Source organism: Bradyrhizobium sp. SSBR45G, assembly GCF_030159255.1.
Classification (GTDB): Bacteria; Pseudomonadota; Alphaproteobacteria; order Rhizobiales; family Xanthobacteraceae; genus Bradyrhizobium.
Window position 1 is genome coordinate 217,547 of record NZ_BSCT01000002.1, and the last position, 17,406, is coordinate 234,952.

General features: G+C 65.1%; 15 protein-coding genes. 12 read left to right on the forward strand and 3 right to left on the reverse strand.

Going from position 1 to position 17,406, the window contains the following annotated elements; translation table 11 throughout:
• The first annotated feature begins 35 nt into the window (after positions 1-35).
• Positions 36-1,337: an S-methyl-5-thioribose kinase gene (mtnK, locus tag QQL87_RS03960; RefSeq protein ID WP_284418737.1), complete on the forward strand. Its 1,302-nt coding sequence runs from the start codon at positions 36-38 to the stop codon at positions 1,335-1,337.
• Positions 1,338-1,593: 256 nt separating this feature from the next.
• Here the strand turns inward: mtnK and QQL87_RS03965 are convergent, their stop codons facing one another.
• Genes QQL87_RS03965 through QQL87_RS03975 form a run of 3 tightly spaced genes read right to left on the reverse strand, consistent with a single transcriptional unit; the run spans position 1,594 to position 5,181 of the window.
• Positions 1,594-2,631 carry an ABC transporter permease gene (locus QQL87_RS03965; RefSeq protein WP_284418738.1) on the reverse strand — a complete coding sequence of 346 codons (1,038 nt, stop codon included), beginning with the start codon at positions 2,629-2,631 and terminating at the stop codon, positions 1,594-1,596.
• Positions 2,632-2,641: 10 nt separating this feature from the next.
• Positions 2,642-4,147, reverse strand: coding sequence for a sugar ABC transporter ATP-binding protein (locus QQL87_RS03970; RefSeq protein ID WP_284418740.1), 1,506 nt, complete (start codon positions 4,145-4,147; stop codon positions 2,642-2,644).
• A gap of 11 nt (positions 4,148-4,158) precedes the next feature.
• Positions 4,159-5,181, reverse strand: coding sequence for a sugar ABC transporter substrate-binding protein (locus tag QQL87_RS03975; protein ID WP_284418741.1), 1,023 nt, complete (start codon positions 5,179-5,181; stop codon positions 4,159-4,161).
• Between the two features lie 208 nt (positions 5,182-5,389).
• On the opposite strand from QQL87_RS03975, the gene QQL87_RS03980 reads away from it, so the two are divergent.
• From QQL87_RS03980 to QQL87_RS04030, 11 genes are all read left to right on the forward strand, one after another.
• Entirely contained in the window at positions 5,390-6,232 is an 843-nt protein-coding gene (locus tag QQL87_RS03980) for a metallophosphoesterase family protein (protein ID WP_284418742.1), read from the forward strand.
• A gap of 596 nt (positions 6,233-6,828) precedes the next feature.
• On the forward strand, positions 6,829-7,194 hold the full coding sequence (locus QQL87_RS03985; protein ID WP_284418743.1) for a DUF2946 family protein: 366 nt from the start codon (positions 6,829-6,831) through the stop codon (positions 7,192-7,194).
• A gap of 145 nt (positions 7,195-7,339) precedes the next feature.
• Positions 7,340-7,846, forward strand: a complete 507-nt coding sequence (locus QQL87_RS03990; protein ID WP_284418744.1) for a copper chaperone PCu(A)C — start codon at positions 7,340-7,342, stop codon at positions 7,844-7,846.
• A 28-nt stretch (positions 7,847-7,874) separates the two neighbouring features.
• On the forward strand, positions 7,875-8,660 hold the full coding sequence (locus tag QQL87_RS03995; protein ID WP_502871134.1) for a DJ-1/PfpI family protein: 786 nt from the start codon (positions 7,875-7,877) through the stop codon (positions 8,658-8,660).
• A gap of 83 nt (positions 8,661-8,743) precedes the next feature.
• Positions 8,744-9,103, forward strand: a complete 360-nt coding sequence (locus tag QQL87_RS04000) for a DUF2946 family protein (protein ID WP_284418746.1) — start codon at positions 8,744-8,746, stop codon at positions 9,101-9,103.
• Between the two features lie 94 nt (positions 9,104-9,197).
• Entirely contained in the window at positions 9,198-11,675 is a 2,478-nt protein-coding gene (locus QQL87_RS04005; protein ID WP_284418747.1) for a TonB-dependent receptor, read from the forward strand.
• A 7-nt stretch (positions 11,676-11,682) separates the two neighbouring features.
• Positions 11,683-12,225 (forward strand): YcnI family protein, encoded by a 543-nt coding sequence (locus QQL87_RS04010; RefSeq protein ID WP_284418749.1) that lies wholly within the window; start codon positions 11,683-11,685, stop codon positions 12,223-12,225.
• A gap of 26 nt (positions 12,226-12,251) precedes the next feature.
• Complete coding sequence (locus QQL87_RS04015) at positions 12,252-13,808, forward strand: copper resistance CopC/CopD family protein (protein WP_284418751.1); 1,557 nt, start codon at positions 12,252-12,254, stop codon at positions 13,806-13,808.
• Positions 13,809-13,986: 178 nt separating this feature from the next.
• Positions 13,987-15,321, forward strand: coding sequence for a proline--tRNA ligase (gene proS / locus QQL87_RS04020; RefSeq protein ID WP_284418752.1), 1,335 nt, complete (start codon positions 13,987-13,989; stop codon positions 15,319-15,321).
• A gap of 95 nt (positions 15,322-15,416) precedes the next feature.
• Positions 15,417-16,697: a lipoprotein-releasing ABC transporter permease subunit gene (locus tag QQL87_RS04025; protein ID WP_284418753.1), complete on the forward strand. Its 1,281-nt coding sequence runs from the start codon at positions 15,417-15,419 to the stop codon at positions 16,695-16,697.
• Between the two features lie 7 nt (positions 16,698-16,704).
• Positions 16,705-17,406, forward strand: a complete 702-nt coding sequence (locus QQL87_RS04030; protein WP_284418755.1) for an ABC transporter ATP-binding protein — start codon at positions 16,705-16,707, stop codon at positions 17,404-17,406.

A 17,406-nucleotide genomic window follows, 5' to 3' on the forward strand; every position in this document is an offset into this window, starting at 1 on the left:
TAGGGGATGAAACAAGATCGACAGGGAGGTCGCGCGTGACGACATCGGCCGCAGCCGGACAGGCAACGCCATCGGGCTATCGCATTCTGAACGAAACGGATCTTCGCCTCACGCTCGCGGCGACACCGGCGGTCGCGGACCAACTCGGCGGACCGGCCGAGCGCTGGTCGATTACCGAGGTCGGTGACGGCAATCTCAACCTCGTCTTCATCGTCAAGGGATCGTCCGGTGGACTGGCGGTGAAGCAGGCGCTGCCATATGTGCGGCTGGTCGGTGAGAGCTGGCCGCTGCCGCTGTCGCGGGCCCATTACGAGCATCTGGCGCTCACGCACCAGAATCGTCTCGCGCCCGGTCTCGTACCGGCCATCGTGCATCATGATGCTGCCCTGGCGCTGACGGCGATGGAGCTGCTGGAGCCCCACATCATCATGCGCAAGGGGCTGGTCGCGGGCACGACCTATCCGGCCTTCGTCGATCACATCACGACGTTCATGGCGCGGACGCTGTTCTTCTCGTCGGACCTCGCGCTGTCGGCCGCGTCGAAGAAGGAAGCAATCGCAAGCTTTGCCGGCAATCATGCGCTGTGCAAGATCACCGAGGACCTGATCTTCACTGATCCCTATCGCATCGCCGAGCAGAACCGCTGGACCGCGCCTTGGCTGGATGCGACAGCGGCCGATATTCGCGCCGATCTCGACCTGCACGTCGCGGTCTCCCGGCTGAAGCTGAAGTTTCTCTCGAACGCCGAGGCGCTGATCCATGGCGATCTGCACACGGGATCGATCATGGTCACGGAAACCGAGACCAAGGTGATCGATCCCGAATTCGCCTTCTACGGCCCGATGGGTTTTGACGTCGGCGCCGTCCTGGCGAACCTGCTGATGGCCTATTTCGCCTCTGCCGGTCACGAACGCACGCAAGGCGAGCGGGAGGCGTTCGAGGGCTGGGTGCTCGGCACGGTCGATCAGGTGTGGAGCGGATTTGCGCGCAAATTCCTGGCGCTGTGGCGCAGCGAGGCGACCGGCGATGCCTATCCGCTGTCGCTGTTTCCCGGCGAGACAGGCGCAGCGCGGCTAGAAGCCGAGCGTCAGGCCTACATGGCGCGGCTGTTCCAGGATGCCATCGGGTTCGCGGCCGCGAAGATCATCCGCCGCATTTTCGGCCTTGCGCACAACATCGATTTCGAGCTCATCGCGGATGAGAGCCGACGCGCGACCTGCGAGGCTCGGGCGGTGCGTCTGGCGCGCACGCTGATGGTGGAGACGGCATCGTTCACGTCGATCGAAGCCGTGACACGTGCCGCGCGCGAGCTGCGTCACTGGCAGCCGGAGTTTTGATTCACGGTTCGTAGTTCGCGTCATTTCGAGAAGCGAAGCGACGAAGCAATCCAGAATCTTCGTATGACTCTGGATTGCTTCGCTTCGCTCGTAATGACGGAAACAGATGCGTAGGGTGGGCAAAGCAGCCGCCGCAGGCGGCAGCGTGCCCACCGTCGATCGGCGATCTCCAGCAAATATGGTGGGCACGGCGCCATCGCGATCCCGCGTGTGGAGAGACCGCGGCTGCGCCTTTGCCCACCCTACGGCAGCCCCCTCAATCCGCCGCCTTCGCGCGCAGCCTTTGCGCATACACGTTGATCACCAGCGCGGCGAGCAGGATCAGGCCGCGGATCAGGATCTTCAGGAAGCTGTCGATGTTGACGTGGTCGAGGCCGTTGTTGAGCACGCCGAGCACGAACAGGCCGACGATGGTGTTGCCGATGCCGCCGCGGCCGCCGAACAGGCTAGTGCCGCCGACGACCACGGCGGCGATCGAGTCGAGCAGATAGGTGTCGAACTCGTTCTGCTGCGCGCTGCCGAAATGCGCCACGCCGAGCATGCCGCCGATCCCAGAGCAGACCGCAGAGATCACCATCACGCTGCCGAGGATCAGTTTGACGTTCAGGCCGGAATACTCCGCCGCCTCGCGGTTGCCGCCGACCATGTAGACGTAGCGGCCGAACCGCGTGTAGGTCAGCACGAGGTGGCCGAGCAGCAGCATCAGCGCGGCGACGATCACGATCCAGGGGATGCCGGCGATCGAGCTCGAGCCGAGTGTCGTGATGATCGGCGGCACCTTGTAGGCGATCTGGCCGCGCACCAGCATCGCCGAGATGCCGGCCGCGATCTGCATCATCGCGAGCGTCATGATGAAGGAGGGAATGCCGATCACGGTGAGGCCGAAGGCGTTGACCGCACCGAGCAGCGCACACAAGGCCAGCGCGAGCAGGATGGCGGCAAAGCCCGGCATCGGCAGATTGGCGATGTTGACGTAGGAGTCCTGCATCGTGAAGAAGGCCACCGCAATGCCGGTCACGTTGGCAATCGCGGCGATCGACAGGTCGATCTCGGCACACAGGATCACGAAGGTGAGCCCCACCGCGATGATGCCGGTGACCGACACCTGCGTCAGGATGTTGCCGACATTGTCGAGCGTCGCGAAGGACGGGCTCGCGAGCGCGAAGAACGCCGTGAGGAAGATCAGCGTCAGGAACGGCGCGATGTTGCGCATCTGCGAGCGCAGCAGCGGGCCGATCCCGCCCGCGCGTCGCGGCGGCGCTTCCGGCATCGGAACGGTCTCGCCATGCGCCATGACAATCTCCCTACGCCGCCTCGAGCAGGCGGTCTTTGCTGATGGCTTCGCCGGCGAATTCGCGCACGACCTCGCCGCGCTTGAGCACGATGACGCGGTCGGCCAGCGAGAGCACGGTTTCCGGCTCGGTCGACAGCACGATGACCGCGATGCCCTGGTCGCGCAGCTTGCGCACGATTCCGATCACGTCGCTCTTGGCGCCGACATCCATGCCGCGGGTCGGCTCGCATAAAACCAGCAGCCGGGGCGGGTGGCTGAGCCATTTCGCCAGCGCGACCTTCTGCTGGTTGCCGCCGGAGAGCAGGCCAAGATCAATCTCGACGTCGGCGGGCCGGATCTGCAACTGCTCGACCTGGCGCTTCGCGAGCGCGCGCTCCCGCGCCGGCTTGAGCAGCACAGCATTGATGCGGTCGAGAATGCTGATCGAGACGTTCTTGTAGACCGGCTCCTGCAGGAACAGCATGTCGCGCCGGCTTTCCGGCACGAAGGCAATGCCGGCGCGGCGCGCATCGGCCGTACTTTTGAACCGGTTGCGTTCGCCCGCAACGCGCAGTTCGCCAGTATCGGGCGCGAGCTTGCCGAACAGGATGCGCGCCAGCTCGAGCTGGCCGCAGCCCATGAAGCCGTAGATGCCCAGCACCTCGCCGGCACGCACCGCAAATGACACGCGCTTCAGATTTCGCGCCAGCGACAGGCCGTCGGCTTCGACGACCACGGGCTTGTCGAGCGGCGGCGCGGGCAGAGTGATGTCGTGAGTGTAGCTGTCCTCCAGCGCATCGCGGCCCTTGCCGATCATGGCCTCGATCAACGCTGCCTTGCTGGTCTCGGCGGCCCGCGTCTCCATGATCTTGCGGCCGTTGCGGAACACCGTGACCTCGTCGGAGATCAGCAGGATGTCCTCGATGAAGTGCGAGATGAAGATGATTCCGGTGCCCTGGTCGCGCAGCTTGCGCAAGGTCGAAAACAGCCGCTCGACCTCGGGCGGCGACAGCGCCGAGGTCGGCTCGTCCAGGATGATGATGCGGGCGCCTGAGAACAGCACGCGCGCGATCTCGATCAGCTGCTGCAGTCCGATCGGAAGATCGCCGAGCCGGCTCATCGGATCGGCATCGATGCCGAGATTCTTGAGCTGCTCGGCCGCCTCGCGGGCCATGCGCCGCCATTGCACGACGCCCAGCGCGTTGGTCGGCTGGTTGCCGAGGAAGACGTTCTCGGCCACGGTTAGATCCGGGGCGACGCTGAGCTCCTGATGCACCATGGCGATGCCGGCCGCGCGGGCGTCCCGCACGGAACGGAAATGCACCTCGCGGCCGTCAAGCAGGAAACGGCCGGAGAAGCCGGTGTGCACGCCGGCGATGATCTTCATCAGCGTGCTCTTGCCGGCGCCGTTCTCCCCGACGAGACCATGGATCTCGCCGGGACGAACCGTGAAGTCGACGCCGCGCAACGCGGTGACGCCGCCGAACGACTTGGTGATGTCTTGCAGTTCGAGAAGGGGACGGCGGCTGTCCGACATGGGAGGAGACTCTAGATCAGGAAGTGATCCTCCATCCATTGCATGCCGGCGGCGTTGGCCTTGGTCACGACCGGTCCGTCGGTGATGACGTGCTTGGGGATGCCCTGGCCGCTCTTCTCGCCGGCCGTGACGGCGGCAACGCCGGCCACGATCGCGCCGCCGTGGATGCGGCAGGACGGATTGCGCACGGTCGCGAACATGCGGCCTTCGCTGACGGCCTGGATCGCCGGCGGCATGGCGTCGACGCCGCCGATCAGGATGTTGGTGCGGTTACGCGCCTTCATGATGTTGTAGGCCGCGAGCGCCATGTCGTCATTGTGGAAGAAGGCTGCGTCGATCTGCGGATATTTCGTCAGATAGGTCTCCCACAGCCGCGCCGCTTTCGACACGTCCCAGTCGGCGGGTTGCGTGTCCAGCACTTCGATGTTGGGAAACTGCTTGATCACCGAGGTGAAGCCCTTGGCGCGGCCCTGCGCGCCGGTGTGGCCGAGTGCCCCCTGGGTCATGATGATCTTGCCCTTGCCGCCCATCGCAGTTGCGAGAGCCTGGGTCACCGACGCGCCCATGAACTCGTTGTCGGGCGCCAGGAAGGAGTGAACGTTGATCTGATCGAGCGGGGCGATCAGCGTGTCCATGTCGATGACGGGGATGCCCGCATCGATCATCTTCTGCACCGGCTGCGTCAGGGTGCCGATGCCGAACGCCTGGATCGCGACGAAATCCCATTTCTGCGACGCCATGTTGTCGATCGCGGCGCGCTGCTTGACCGCGTCGAGCTGGCCGTCGAACCAGGTCACCTCGACATTGAGCAGCTTGCCCCACCATTCGGCCGCTTGCTTGCCCTGGGCACACCACGTGGCCTGCAGACCGGCGTTGGAGAAGGCAGCCTTTAGCGGCTTTTCGGAACGGCCCATTTCGGCTGCCATGGCCGGATTGATGCCGAAGCCGGCGAGCAGGGCCGCCGCCGAGCCCGCGGCTGTCGCCGCCTGGAGAAGATCGCGCCTCGTTTTGGAGGTTTTGTCAGTGCCGGACATTCCGTGCTCCCTACCCATTGTTGTCCGGCGGCGTCATTGATCGCGCCGCCGAGACATGCAGTGTTTCATAACCCCTTTGATCCGGCTACAGCCAGATGTTGTGCGCTGCATTCCGCGCTGTGGCGCCGCACACCGTGTCAGGAAACCGTGATGTTCAAATGTTACGCCGCGACGCGCGGCGTTGCGCCGCGCCGCGGGGAGACGAGCTTTGGCAACGACACGTATCGCCGTGGTCGGCGACATCCATCACGGTCAGGATACGCCGACCAAGAGAGGCTCGGCGGCGCTGCCGCTGCTGAGCCGCTTTGTCGCAGAGGTCAATGCGGGCACCGTGGACGCGGTCATCGAGCTCGGAGATCGCATCTCCGATGAAAGTCCGGATCGCGATCGCGTGCTGCAGAGGCAAGTCGCCGAGCAGCTCGCCAGGCTGGCAGTGCCGCGTCATCACGTCAGCGGCAATCATGATGTCGCGTGCCTCAGCCTCGCAGAGAACGCGACCGTGCTGGACCGTCCGACCGGATCGCGCGCGGTCGTGATCGGCCGGATCAGATGCGTGTTCTGGCAGCCTGATGTCGGCCTCTCGCGAGCGCGCGGTCTTCATCTCGCGCCGGGCGACCTCGATGGACTGGCGCGGCTGCTCGGCGACGACGATCGTCCGACGCTGCTGATCAGCCATGTCCCCCTGTCGGGCCATGCGCAGACCGGGAACTACTACTTCGAACGCAATCCGGGCCATGCCACCTATGCCGAGATCGCGTCGATTCGCGCCGCCATCGCCGCGGCGCCGTGCCCGGTCGTCGCGCTGGCTGGTCACGTGCACTGGAGTACGCTGACCATCGTGGATGGCACGCCGCATCTGACGTTGCAGTCGCTCACCGAGACGTTCATTTCGGGCGAGCCGGCAGAAGCGGCGGCGATTCTGGAGATCGATGGTGACGTTCTGCATTGGAGCGTCACGGGGCGCGAGCTGTTGTCGGTCACGCTGCCATGGGCCAGGGCGAAATCGCATTGGCGTGCGCCGCTGCCACCGTTTGAGGCCGGCCTCAATTGAGCGACTCTGTTGTGAACGCGTTCAGCAATCGTTCATCGCGGAGCGCATACGGTCTTCGAAGAGTTTGCTTTTGAAGATGGCGTGCCCGTGAATCGGCTCGCCCGCCTAAAATTGTGCCCGCTTCAAAAAGTCCGCTCAAAAAAATAGAGCAGGGCAGCGGGCCCTGCTCGGAAATTGTGTCGACCCTTTAATATCCCGCAAGTTCAGATTTGATCTTGTTAAGCGGGGTGACGCTGCTTTTTGCGCGCCAGGGCTCCTCCCGAGACTTGGACCACCAGACTTCCGCAAGCGTTAGCCTGAGGCCCGAATTCGTAGACGATCTTTTTGCGTTTGTCATCCTTTTCGGCAACGATTGTTCAAATTTCGCGCACTCCAGGAAATGATCGGTAAGTGCTTGCAATCAGCGAGTTTTGGTTTCGACTTTTCCCGTTGAAGGTGTTGAAATACCCGCCTCTCGGCCGCTCCGGCAGCAACTGCCTCCGCAGACGGCGCTGTCCTCATCAGGGCACGGGCGAAATGTGGGCGATGTGGCCGGGATGACCTCGACTCGCGGCCTGTGCTCGGGCACAAGATTCGGGTTCATTTGGCGGGCTTTCATGCGGCAGCGGCTGCAAGCGCTTCTCCCGATCGTGCTGATCGCACTGATGGTGCAGATCCTGGCGCCGATTGGTGCTGCCCGGGCCGCGGCCTTCGCCGCATCGGATCCGCTGCGCGGCCTTGAGATCTGCCACAGCCAGCCTGGGTCGCAGCCCGCCGATGACGAATCGCGCGCCAAGCCCGGCGGCGACTCCTGCGCGCTGTGCTGCGCCGTTCAGGCCGTGGCGCTCGACGCACCGGCGCTGGTCGCCGCCGATGTTCCCCATCGCGATGTACGCGATGTCGTCTGGCGCGCGAGTTCTTCGGACATCGTGGCGGCGCGGGCTTTTTCGAGCGCCCAGGCCAGAGCCCCGCCCGCGGTGTGATGCGCTTCGGGCGGCTTACCGCACCGGCTGCCGACTCCCCCGCTTCTGAAAAACTGCTTCCTCTGCCTTAGCCCATGCATGGTGGTCGGCTACGCGGCAATGCGCGTGCCGGCGCCTTGTGACGAACATCGAAAGGATCATCGACATGACGTTCTTTGGACGCTCTCTGCTTGCTCTCGCTTTCCTCATGGCCGCTCCGGCGATGTCCTTCGCCGCGGAGGTGAAGGCGGGAGACCTCGTCATCACCCAGCCTTGGAGCCGCGCGACGCCGGGCGGCGCCAAGACGGGCGCGGGCTATCTCACGATCGAGAACAGGGGCAGCGCGCCGGACCGTCTGGTCGGGGTGTCCGGCGAGATTGCGGCCAGGGTCGAAGTCCACGAGATGGCCGTCACCAACGGCGTGATGACGATGCGGCCGCTCGAGAAGGGACTCGAGATCGAGCCCGGCAAGACTGTCGCGCTGGCGCCGGGCGGCTATCATCTGATGCTGATGGAGCTGAAGAGCCCGTTGAAGCAGGGCGACAAGCTGCCGGTGACGCTGGAGTTCGAGAAGGCCGGCAAGGTGGCGGTGACGCTCGATGTGCAGGCGGTCGGCGCCAAGGGGCCGGGCGGCGACGGCGGCAGCATGATGAAGCACGAACATAAGATGTAGCGCGTCTGACCGGAAACAGGTGCAGATGATGGACCGACGCGTCTTCAACTCGTCTGTTCTCGCAGGCTCGCTCGCGAGCCTGCTGCTGCCTGGCGCGCATGCCCAGCAGCCACCCGGTTCTGCCGGCAAGCCGGTGATTGGCCTGCTGATCTATCCCGGCATGATCCTGCTCGACCTCACCGGGCCGCTGACCGTCTTCAACATCATGCAGGCCGATATCCGCCTGATCGCGGCCGCGATGGCGCCGGTCACGACGGATGTCGGAATTCCCGTGAGTCCGACTCACAGCTTCGAGACGGCGCCGGCGGAGCTCGACGTGCTGTTCGTGCCGGGCGGCCTGAAGGGCACCGTCGACGGCATGAACGATTCCAGCACGCTCGATTTCGTCGCCGCGCGCGGCGCGTCGGCGCGCTTCGTCACCAGCGTCTGCACCGGCTCGCTGCTCCTGGGCGCCGCCGGCCTGCTGAAGGGCTACAAGGCCACCTCGCATTGGTACGTGCGCGATCTGCTGCCGCTGATGGGCGCCACGATGGTGGCGGATCGGGTCGTCACCGACCGCAACCGTATCACGGCTGGCGGCGTCACCGCGGGGATCGATTTCGGGCTCGCACTCGCCGCGAAGCTCACCAGCGAGGACAACGCGCGGCGCATTCAGCTGCTGATCGAATATGACCCGCAGCCGCCGTTTGCGGCGGGATCGCCGGAGCGGGCCGGACCGGAAGCTGCCAACGCGGTCCTGACCCAGCGCGGCCCGTTGATCCGGCTGGCCGAGCAGGCTGCGCGTGCGGCCGGGGGGAGACTCGGCGTGCCATGATGTCCGGTCGCGCGATCATATCCCGTCGCCGCAACCGCGCGCGCCGTGCTGACGGCAGCGCACGGCGTCGCTGGATCGCGCGGATGCTGCCGCTGGCCCTGCTGGCGCTGATCATCCAGGTGCTGGCGCCGGTCGCGGCGTCGGCCATGACGGCGGCGGCCGCGATTGCGATCGCCGATCCTGCCGGCGCCGCGGTGATCTGTCATGCCGAGCCAGACGCTGCGCCGACCGGTCACGAGTCCGACCGGACGGCTTGCGGCCTCGACTGCGTCATGTGCGCGGTGCTGCACGATGCAGCAGCACCGTACGCCCCATCGAGCCCCGTCCACCGGTTGCTGCTGCGCGGATGGACACCGATCGAATGGAGCGGTCGCGCGTTCGGACTGGTCGATCTGCTCGCCTGGTCGCAGACGCAACCGCGCGGACCCCCTTTCGCTTCCTGAGCGGCGACGTCGTCACCAAAGCAGGAGGCGCTTGCGCCAGCCTGCATCTGATCAGGAAGACCGGCCGTGGGAGCCGGCATTGGGGAAGCCAAACATGTTCCGCCGTCATGCCCTCGCAGGCGTGAGCGTGATCGCCATGGAGCTCGTGCTGTTGCAGCCGGCTACGATCGCGCACGCCCAGACCGAGAGGGAATTGCCATCCGTCACCGTCGACGCGCCGCGCGCGCCGGCACCACGCACTGCGCGCAAGCCGGCGACGCAGAGTCGCGAGGCGAGGACGTCCCGCGCGCCGAAACCGGCAGCCGCCGCGCAGCCGCAGCCGGCCCAGGCCTCGACCGCCAATATCGATGGCGGCGGCGTCAAGGGCTCGTTCGAGACGCCCGCCGCCAAGCAGCGCTTCGCGCTGCCGCAGGAGAGCTTCAGCATCACCGCCAGGCAGATCGACGAGACGATCAACCTCAAGGATCCCCAGGACGCCGTCAAATACATGCCGAGCCTGTTCGTGCGCAAACGCAACGACGGCGACAACATGTCGGTGCTGGCCACGCGGACCTGGGGCGTCAATTCGAGCGCGCGCACGCTGATCTACTACGACGATCTCCTGGTCTCCGCGCTGCTCGGCAACAACAACACCAATGCCTCGCCGAAGTGGAATCTGATCTCGCCGGAAGCGATCGCGCGGATCGATTTCCTCAACGGCCCGTTCTCGGCGGCCTATCCCGGCAATTCGATCGGCGGCGTGCTGCTGATCACCTCGAAGATGCCGGACAAGCCGTTCGCAACGGCCAAGGAAACGGTCTCGGTGATGCCGTGGAACCAGTACGGCACCAAGGACACCTACGTCACCAGCCAGACCAGCGCCTCCGCCGGCAACCGCGACGGGAAGCTGTCGTGGCTGGTCAGCGCCAACTATCTCGACAGCTATCAGCAGCCGCTGACGTATACGACGACGACATCGCTACTGTCGACGACGACGAACGGCGCCTTCTTTGCCCGGAACAAGACCGGGACCGAAACTGATGTGGTCGGCACCGGCATCCTGGCCCATTCGCAGCAAACGTCAGGGAATCTGCGGCTCGCCTATGATCTCAGCCCTCTCGTGCAGGCGACGTATTCGCTGGGAATCTGGAACAATCACCAGGTCTCGACGCCGCAGACTTATTTGACGTCCAAAGCGACAGGGCAACCGACCTTCAACGGTATCGCGGGCTTTGCCAGCAGCCGCTACATCTGGGACCAGACGCAGCTCTCGAATGCCATCGCGCTCAAGAGCGACACGAAGGGCACGTTCGATTTCGATCTCTCGCTGTCGAGCTACAACTATCTGCAGGACACCCAGCTCAATCCCTACACCGTGACGGCATCGGGGGTCGGTTATTCCCTGAACGGCAAGATCACCCGGCTCGATGGTACCAACTGGCAGAACGGCGACGCCAAGGGCATCTGGCGGCCGTTCGGCTATGACGGGCCGCACGAGATTTCGTTCGGCCTGCATGGCGACCGCTACAGGCTGTCGAACCCGGGATATCTCTCCTCGGTCTGGGATCAGACTACATCGACCGGGACAGGTCAGATGTTCTCGGATGGTGAGGGTGAGACCAGGACCGGTGCGCTTTGGATCCAGGATGCCTGGAAGATCCGGCCCGATCTGAAGCTGACGCTCGGCGGGCGGCTGGAGAGCTGGGAGGCGCTTGACGGCTACAACCTCAACTCACTTGCTGCAACGGGTGGAACGCCAGGTGCGCCGATTCCTACGCTTGTCGCGACGAGCAAAAATCAACCGGGGCTGTCATCGACGAACTTCTCGCCGAAGGCATCGCTCTCCTATGACATCAACAGGGACTGGAACGTCACGGCGAACTTCGGCGAGTCTTATCGGTATCCGACGGTAACCGAACTATACCAGAACGTAACGGTTAGCAACAACATGTACTTCGCCAATCCTTTCCTCAAGCCCGAGCAGGACTTCACCGGCGAGTTGAATATCGAACGCCACTGGAGCGATGGTCGGGTGCGTCTGACCGTGTTCAAGGAGCGGACGAACAACGCCATCATCTCGCAGACCAATGCGATTCCGAACACGACGTTGACGGCCACGACGTTCTCCAACGTCGATGCGATCCGCATGCAGGGCGTCGAACTCTCTGCCGACAAGGACAACGTCCTCATCGACGGTCTGCAGCTGTTTGGAAGTGTCACCTATGTCGACTCCAAGATCCTGGCCGATGCGAATTGGAGTGCAGCAACTACCGTCGTCGGCAAGCGTGTGCCCTACGTCCCCGATTGGCGCGCCAAGTTCGGCGCGACCTATCGGCCGAACGAGAGCTGGGCCTACACGGTCGCGGCGCGCTATAGTGGCAAGCAGTATTCGACGCTCGACAACACCGATCTGATCCCGCACGTCTATGGCGCCTTCGACAGCTTCTTTGTCGTGGACATGAAGATCCACTACAACGCGACGAAGAACTTCGCGTTCGATTTCGGCATCGATAATGTTTTCAACGAGCAGTACACGCTGTTCCATCCCTTTCCGGGGCGGACCTTCGTGCTCGCGGCCAAATATACGTTTTGAGGTCAACATGAACATTCGAGCAGGCAAAGTCCCGCTACCGGCGCTGGTCGGGCTGGTGCTGGCCGGGGCAGCGATCGCGACGTCCGCAGACGCGCATGTCATCCTGGAGACCAAGGAGGCGACCATCGGCTCGCGCGTGCAGGCGGTGTTCGTCGTGCCGCATGGCTGCGGTGAATCCGACACGGTCAGGCTGCGCGTCCGGATTCCGGAAGGTGTGGTCACGGTCGCGCCGGAGGCGAAGGAGGGCTGGAGCATCGAGACCAAGACGGGGCCGTACGCGGCCTCGTATGAGGACGAGGGGCGAAAGCTGTCCGAAGGCGTCCAGGAGATCGTGTGGTCCGGCGGACGCGTGCCGGCGAAGAGCCGCGAGCCGTTCGTCGTGGGAGTGACTCTCACCACGGCGCTCCAGCCCGGGACCACCTTGTATTTCCCGGTCGTGCAGGAGTGCGAGGCCGACGTCAGGCGCTGGATCGAGATCCCGGCGGAGGGCGCCGATCCGCACAGCACCAAGCAGCCGGCGCCGGGCATCAAGCTGCTGCCGAAACCGTGAGACGCGGAGTATCCGCAGTTCTCATCATGCTGGCGCTGGCCGTGGCCTTCACGACCGGCGCGGCAGCGCACGCCGTGCTGGTGTCGGCGGACCCTGCCGATGGCAGCGTGCTCGCGACCGCGCCGCGCACGCTCACCTTGCGCTTCGATGAAGCCGTGACGGTTGGCGCGCTGGTCCTGGTCGACGCGCTCGGGCGGCGGCGGGATGATCTGCGGGTCGACGCGACCGATCAGGCGGTTGTCATTGCGCTGCCGGCGGACCTTCCGCGCGGCAGCCATCTCGTCAGCTATCGGGTCATCTCGGGCGACGGTCACCCGGTTGCGGGGACCGTCAGCTTTGCGCTCGGCGCGCCGACGACGAATGCCGCCGCGATCGAACGCGACCTCTGGCGCGACGGACTGATCTGGCTGGCGCGGCTCGGCCTCTATGTCGGCTTGTTCTTCGGCGTCGGCGGCGTGGTCTTCCTGAGCTGGATCGGACCGGCACCGCCGGTGCGCGCCATGGTGTCGGCCGCGCTCGGCGTCGGCATCGTGTCGGCGGTCGTCTCGACCGGTTTGCAGGGCCTCGACCTGCTGGGTCTGCCGCTGTCGCGCCTCGCGGCGCCGGAGCCCTGGACGGCCGGTGCGGCCACCAGCCTGATGCGCACCGTGGTCGTGGCCGTCGCGGCGATGCTTGCGGCCGTGGTCGCCATGTCCACGGGCAAGGTCTGGCAGAAGGCGCTTTCGGTCCTGGCTCTGGCCGGCGTTGGCTCTGCACTGCTGCTGAGCGGCCACGCCGCGGCCGCACCGCCCGAATGGCTCAGCCGGGCCGCCATCGCCGTTCATGGCATGGCCGTGGCATTCTGGCTCGGTGCGCTCGCGCCGCTCGCGGTCCTCGTCCTGGCGGCCCAAGACAGCCTGGCGAGCCAAGGCAGCGCGGGATCGGCGCTGCGCAGGTTTTCCGCCGTCGCAGTCCCGGTCGTGGGTCTGCTGGTGGTGACGGGCGGATGGCTCGCCGTCGTCGAGCTCAAATCCGTGCGTGCCGTCGTCGACACCGACTATGGCCTGCTGCTGTCGATCAAGCTCGCGCTCGTCGTCCTGCTGGTCGGTCTCGCCGTCTTGAATCGCTATCGCTTCATGGCCGTTTTTCAAAGCGACCCACGGGCCCCGGCGCTCGGCCGCGCGATCCTGCTCGAATGCATCCTGGGCGTCGCCATTCTCGCTGTCGTCGCCGGCTGGCGCTTCACGCCACCGCCGCGCAGTCTGGTGCCGGACACGCCGCTCGGCCTGCACATCCATGGCGAGCGCGCCATGTTTCAGGTCCTGGTGTTTCCCGGGCGGGTCGGGGTCGACCGCTTCCTGCTGCAGCTGATGACTGCGGACGGCATCCGGCTCTCGGCCAAGGAGGCGACGCTGACGCTCGAGATGCCCGCGGGTGGCATCGGGCCGATCGAGCGCAAGGCCGTGCTTGGGCCCGATGGCGACTGGCAAGTCGGCGACGTGCCGCTGCCGCTGGCCGGGCGCTGGCATCTCCGGATCGACGCGCTGGTCGGCGATTTCGACCAGATCAGTCTCGACGATGAATTCGAGCTCAGGCCGCGCTGAGGTCTCCGTTGCGCCGCTGATCGGGCGCCGCCCGCCGTTCATCCTCCGCTTCAGCGCAACCAGTAAAATGATCGGGAATACGGTGGCTTAGCCGCTTTTTCTCAAACCCAGTCTTGTGTTTTGCCGCCCGATCCGGTTTGACTGCGCCAGCCCGAACCGAATCCCGAAGGCCTCGCCCATGCGTTTGTCGCGGTTTTTCCTGCCCATTCTGAAAGAAAATCCGAAGGAAGCCGAGATCGTCTCGCACCGGTTGATGCTGCGCGCCGGCATGCTGCGGCAGGAGGCCGCGGGCATCTATGCGTGGCTGCCGCTGGGCTTCAAGGTCCTGAAGAAGATCGAGCAGATCGTGCGCGAGGAGCAGAACCGCGCCGGCGCGCTGGAGCTGTTGATGCCGACCCTGCAGCTCGCCGACCTCTGGCGCGAGAGCGGCCGCTACGACGCCTACGGCCCGGAGATGCTGCGCATCGCCGATCGCCACAAGCGTGAGTTGCTGTACGGGCCGACCAACGAGGAAATGATCACGGAAATCTTCCGTGCCTATGTGAAGTCCTACCGCAATTTGCCGCTCAATCTCTATCATATCCAATGGAAATTCCGCGACGAGCAGCGTCCGCGCTTCGGCGTGATGCGCGGCCGCGAATTCCTGATGAAGGATGCCTATTCGTTCGATCTCGACGAGGCGGGCGCGCGGCGCGCCTACAACAAGATGTTCGTCGCCTATTTGCGCACCTTCGCGCGGATGGGCCTGAAGGGCATCCCGATGCGCGCCGAGACCGGACCGATCGGCGGCGATCTCAGCCATGAGTTCATCGTGCTCGCGGAGACCGGCGAGTCCGGCGTCTATTGCGACCGCAACGTGCTCGACCTGCCGATCCCGCTGGCCTCCGTCAATTATGATGGCGACCTGACGCCGATCATCAAGGAGTGGACCTCGCTCTACGCGGCGACTGAAGACGTCCATGACGGCGCGCGTTTCGAGGCCGAGGTGCCGGCGGAGCGGCGGGTCCACACCCGGGGCATCGAGGTCGGGCAGATCTTCTATTTCGGCACCAAATATTCCGAGCCGATGAAGGCCCTGGTTGCCGGACCCGATGGCGCGGAGGTCACCGTCCATGGCGGCTCCTACGGCGTCGGCGTCTCGCGTCTGGCCGGTGCCATCATCGAGGCCTGTCACGACGATGCCGGCATCAAATGGCCGGAGGAGGTCGCGCCGTTCCGCGCCGTGATCCTCAACCTGAAGCAGGGGGCCTCCGACACCGATGCCGCCTGCGAGCAGTTGTATTTCGATTTGCTCGCCAAGGGCGTCGACGTGCTCTATGACGACACCGAGCAGCGCGCCGGGGCAAAGTTCGCCACTGCCGACCTCATCGGCATCCCCTGGCAGATCATGGTCGGTCCGAAGAGCCTTGCCGAAGGCAAGGTCGAGGTGAAGACCCGCAGCGACGGGGCGCGCGAGATGATGTCGCCGGCCGACATCGTAGCGCGGCTCGGTGCTGGAACCGCGGTGAGCTGAGCCGTTCGTTCGATCATCGGATTATCCACCGGGGTAGCCAGCCGGCCGACGGCCAATCCGGCCACAATCGGCCCGAATCATGGGATGATCGCGCAATGGATAACGCCATGACCGAACCGGTTCAGACCGCGCCCTTCGCGCCCTTCGAGTGGATGCTGTCGGGACGCTATCTCCGTGCCCGGCGGCGCGAAGGCTTCATCTCCGTCATCGCGGGGTTCTCCTTCCTCGGCATCATGCTCGGCGTCGCGACCCTGATCATCGTGATGGCCGTCATGAACGGCTTCCGCAAGGAGCTGCTCGACAAGATCCTTGGTCTCAACGGCCACCTGCTGGTCCAGCCGCTGGAATCGCCCCTGACCGACTGGAAGGACGTCTCCGAGCGCATCGCGCAGGTGCAGGGCATCCGCCTTGCGGCCCCCGTGGTCGACGGGCAGGGCCTCGGCTCGTCGCCGTTCAACGCTTCGGGCGTGTTCATCCGCGGCATCCGCTCGCAGGACCTGACGAACCTGACGTCGATCGCCAAGAACATCAAGCAGGGCACGCTGGAAGGTTTCGACGAGGGGCAGGGGGTCGCGATCGGCCGTCGCCTGGCCGACCTGCTCTCGCTGCATGCCGGCGACAGCATCACCCTGGTCGCGCCGAAGGGCGCCGTCACGCCGATGGGCACCACGCCGCGCATCAAGCCCTACAAGGTTGCGGCGGTGTTCGAGATCGGCATGTCGGAGTATGATTCGAGCTTCGTGTTCATGCCGCTGTCGGAGGCGCAGGCCTATTTCAACCGCAACAACGACGTCACCGCGATCGAGATCTTCACCAGCAATCCCGACAAGGTGGAGCAGTTCCGCAAGACGGTGACCGAAGCGGCGGGGCGTCCGGTCTTCCTGGTCGACTGGCGCCAGCGCAATTCCACCTTCTTCAATGCGCTCCAGGTCGAGCGCAACGTGATGTTCCTGATCCTGACCCTGATCGTTCTGGTGGCGGCGCTGAACATCGTGTCGGGGCTGATCATGCTGGTGAAGGACAAGGGCCAGGACATCGCCGTGCTCAGGACGATGGGCGCCTCGCAGGGCGCGATCATGCGCATCTTCCTGATCACCGGCGCCTCGATCGGCGTGGTCGGAACACTCACGGGGTTCGTCGTCGGGCTGCTGATCTGCATGAACATCGAGACCATCCGGTTGTTTCTGTCATGGCTGACCAACACTGATCTGTTCGATCCGACCCTCTACTTCCTGTCGAAACTGCCGGCCGAGATCGACGCCGGTGAGACCAGCGCGGTCGTCATCATGGCCCTGACCCTGTCCTTTCTCGCGACGCTCTATCCTTCGTGGCGCGCCGCCCGGTTAGACCCGGTCGAAGCACTGCGCTACGAGTGAGGCGCTGATGGACGAGCAGGGGGCGGAGGATGTACCGGTCGTTTATCTCCACGAGATCAAGCGCCGGTACACGCAGGGTGAGAAGCAGCTGACCATTCTGGATGGCGCCAAGCTCGCGCTGTGGGCCGGGCAGTCGGTGGCGCTGGTGGCGCCGTCGGGCTCGGGCAAGTCGACATTGCTGCACATCGCGGGTCTCCTGGAGAGCCCCGACGAGGGCGAGGTCTATGTCTCGGGCACGCCGACCTCGCAACTCACCGACATCGAGCGCACCCAGATGCGCCGTACCGACATCGGCTTCGTCTACCAGTCGCACCGGCTGCTGCCGGAATTCACGGCGCTGGAGAACGTGATGCTGCCGCAGATGATCCGCGGCCTGAAGCGTTCGGAGACGGTGAAGCGGGCCAGCGAGATCCTGGCCTATCTCGGTCTCGGCGATCGCATCAAGCATCGCCCATCCGAACTGTCCGGCGGCGAGCAGCAGCGTGTCGCGATCGCGCGTGCGGTCGCCAACGCCCCGCGCGCGCTGCTCGCGGACGAGCCGACCGGCAATCTCGATCCCGGCACGGCCGATCACGTCTTTCACGCGCTGATGCAGCTCGTGAAGGCGACCCGCGTCGCCATGCTGATTGCGACCCACAACATGGAGCTTGCCGGCCGCATGGACCGGCGCGTCTCCATCGTCGGTGGCAAGGTCGTCGAGCTGGATTGA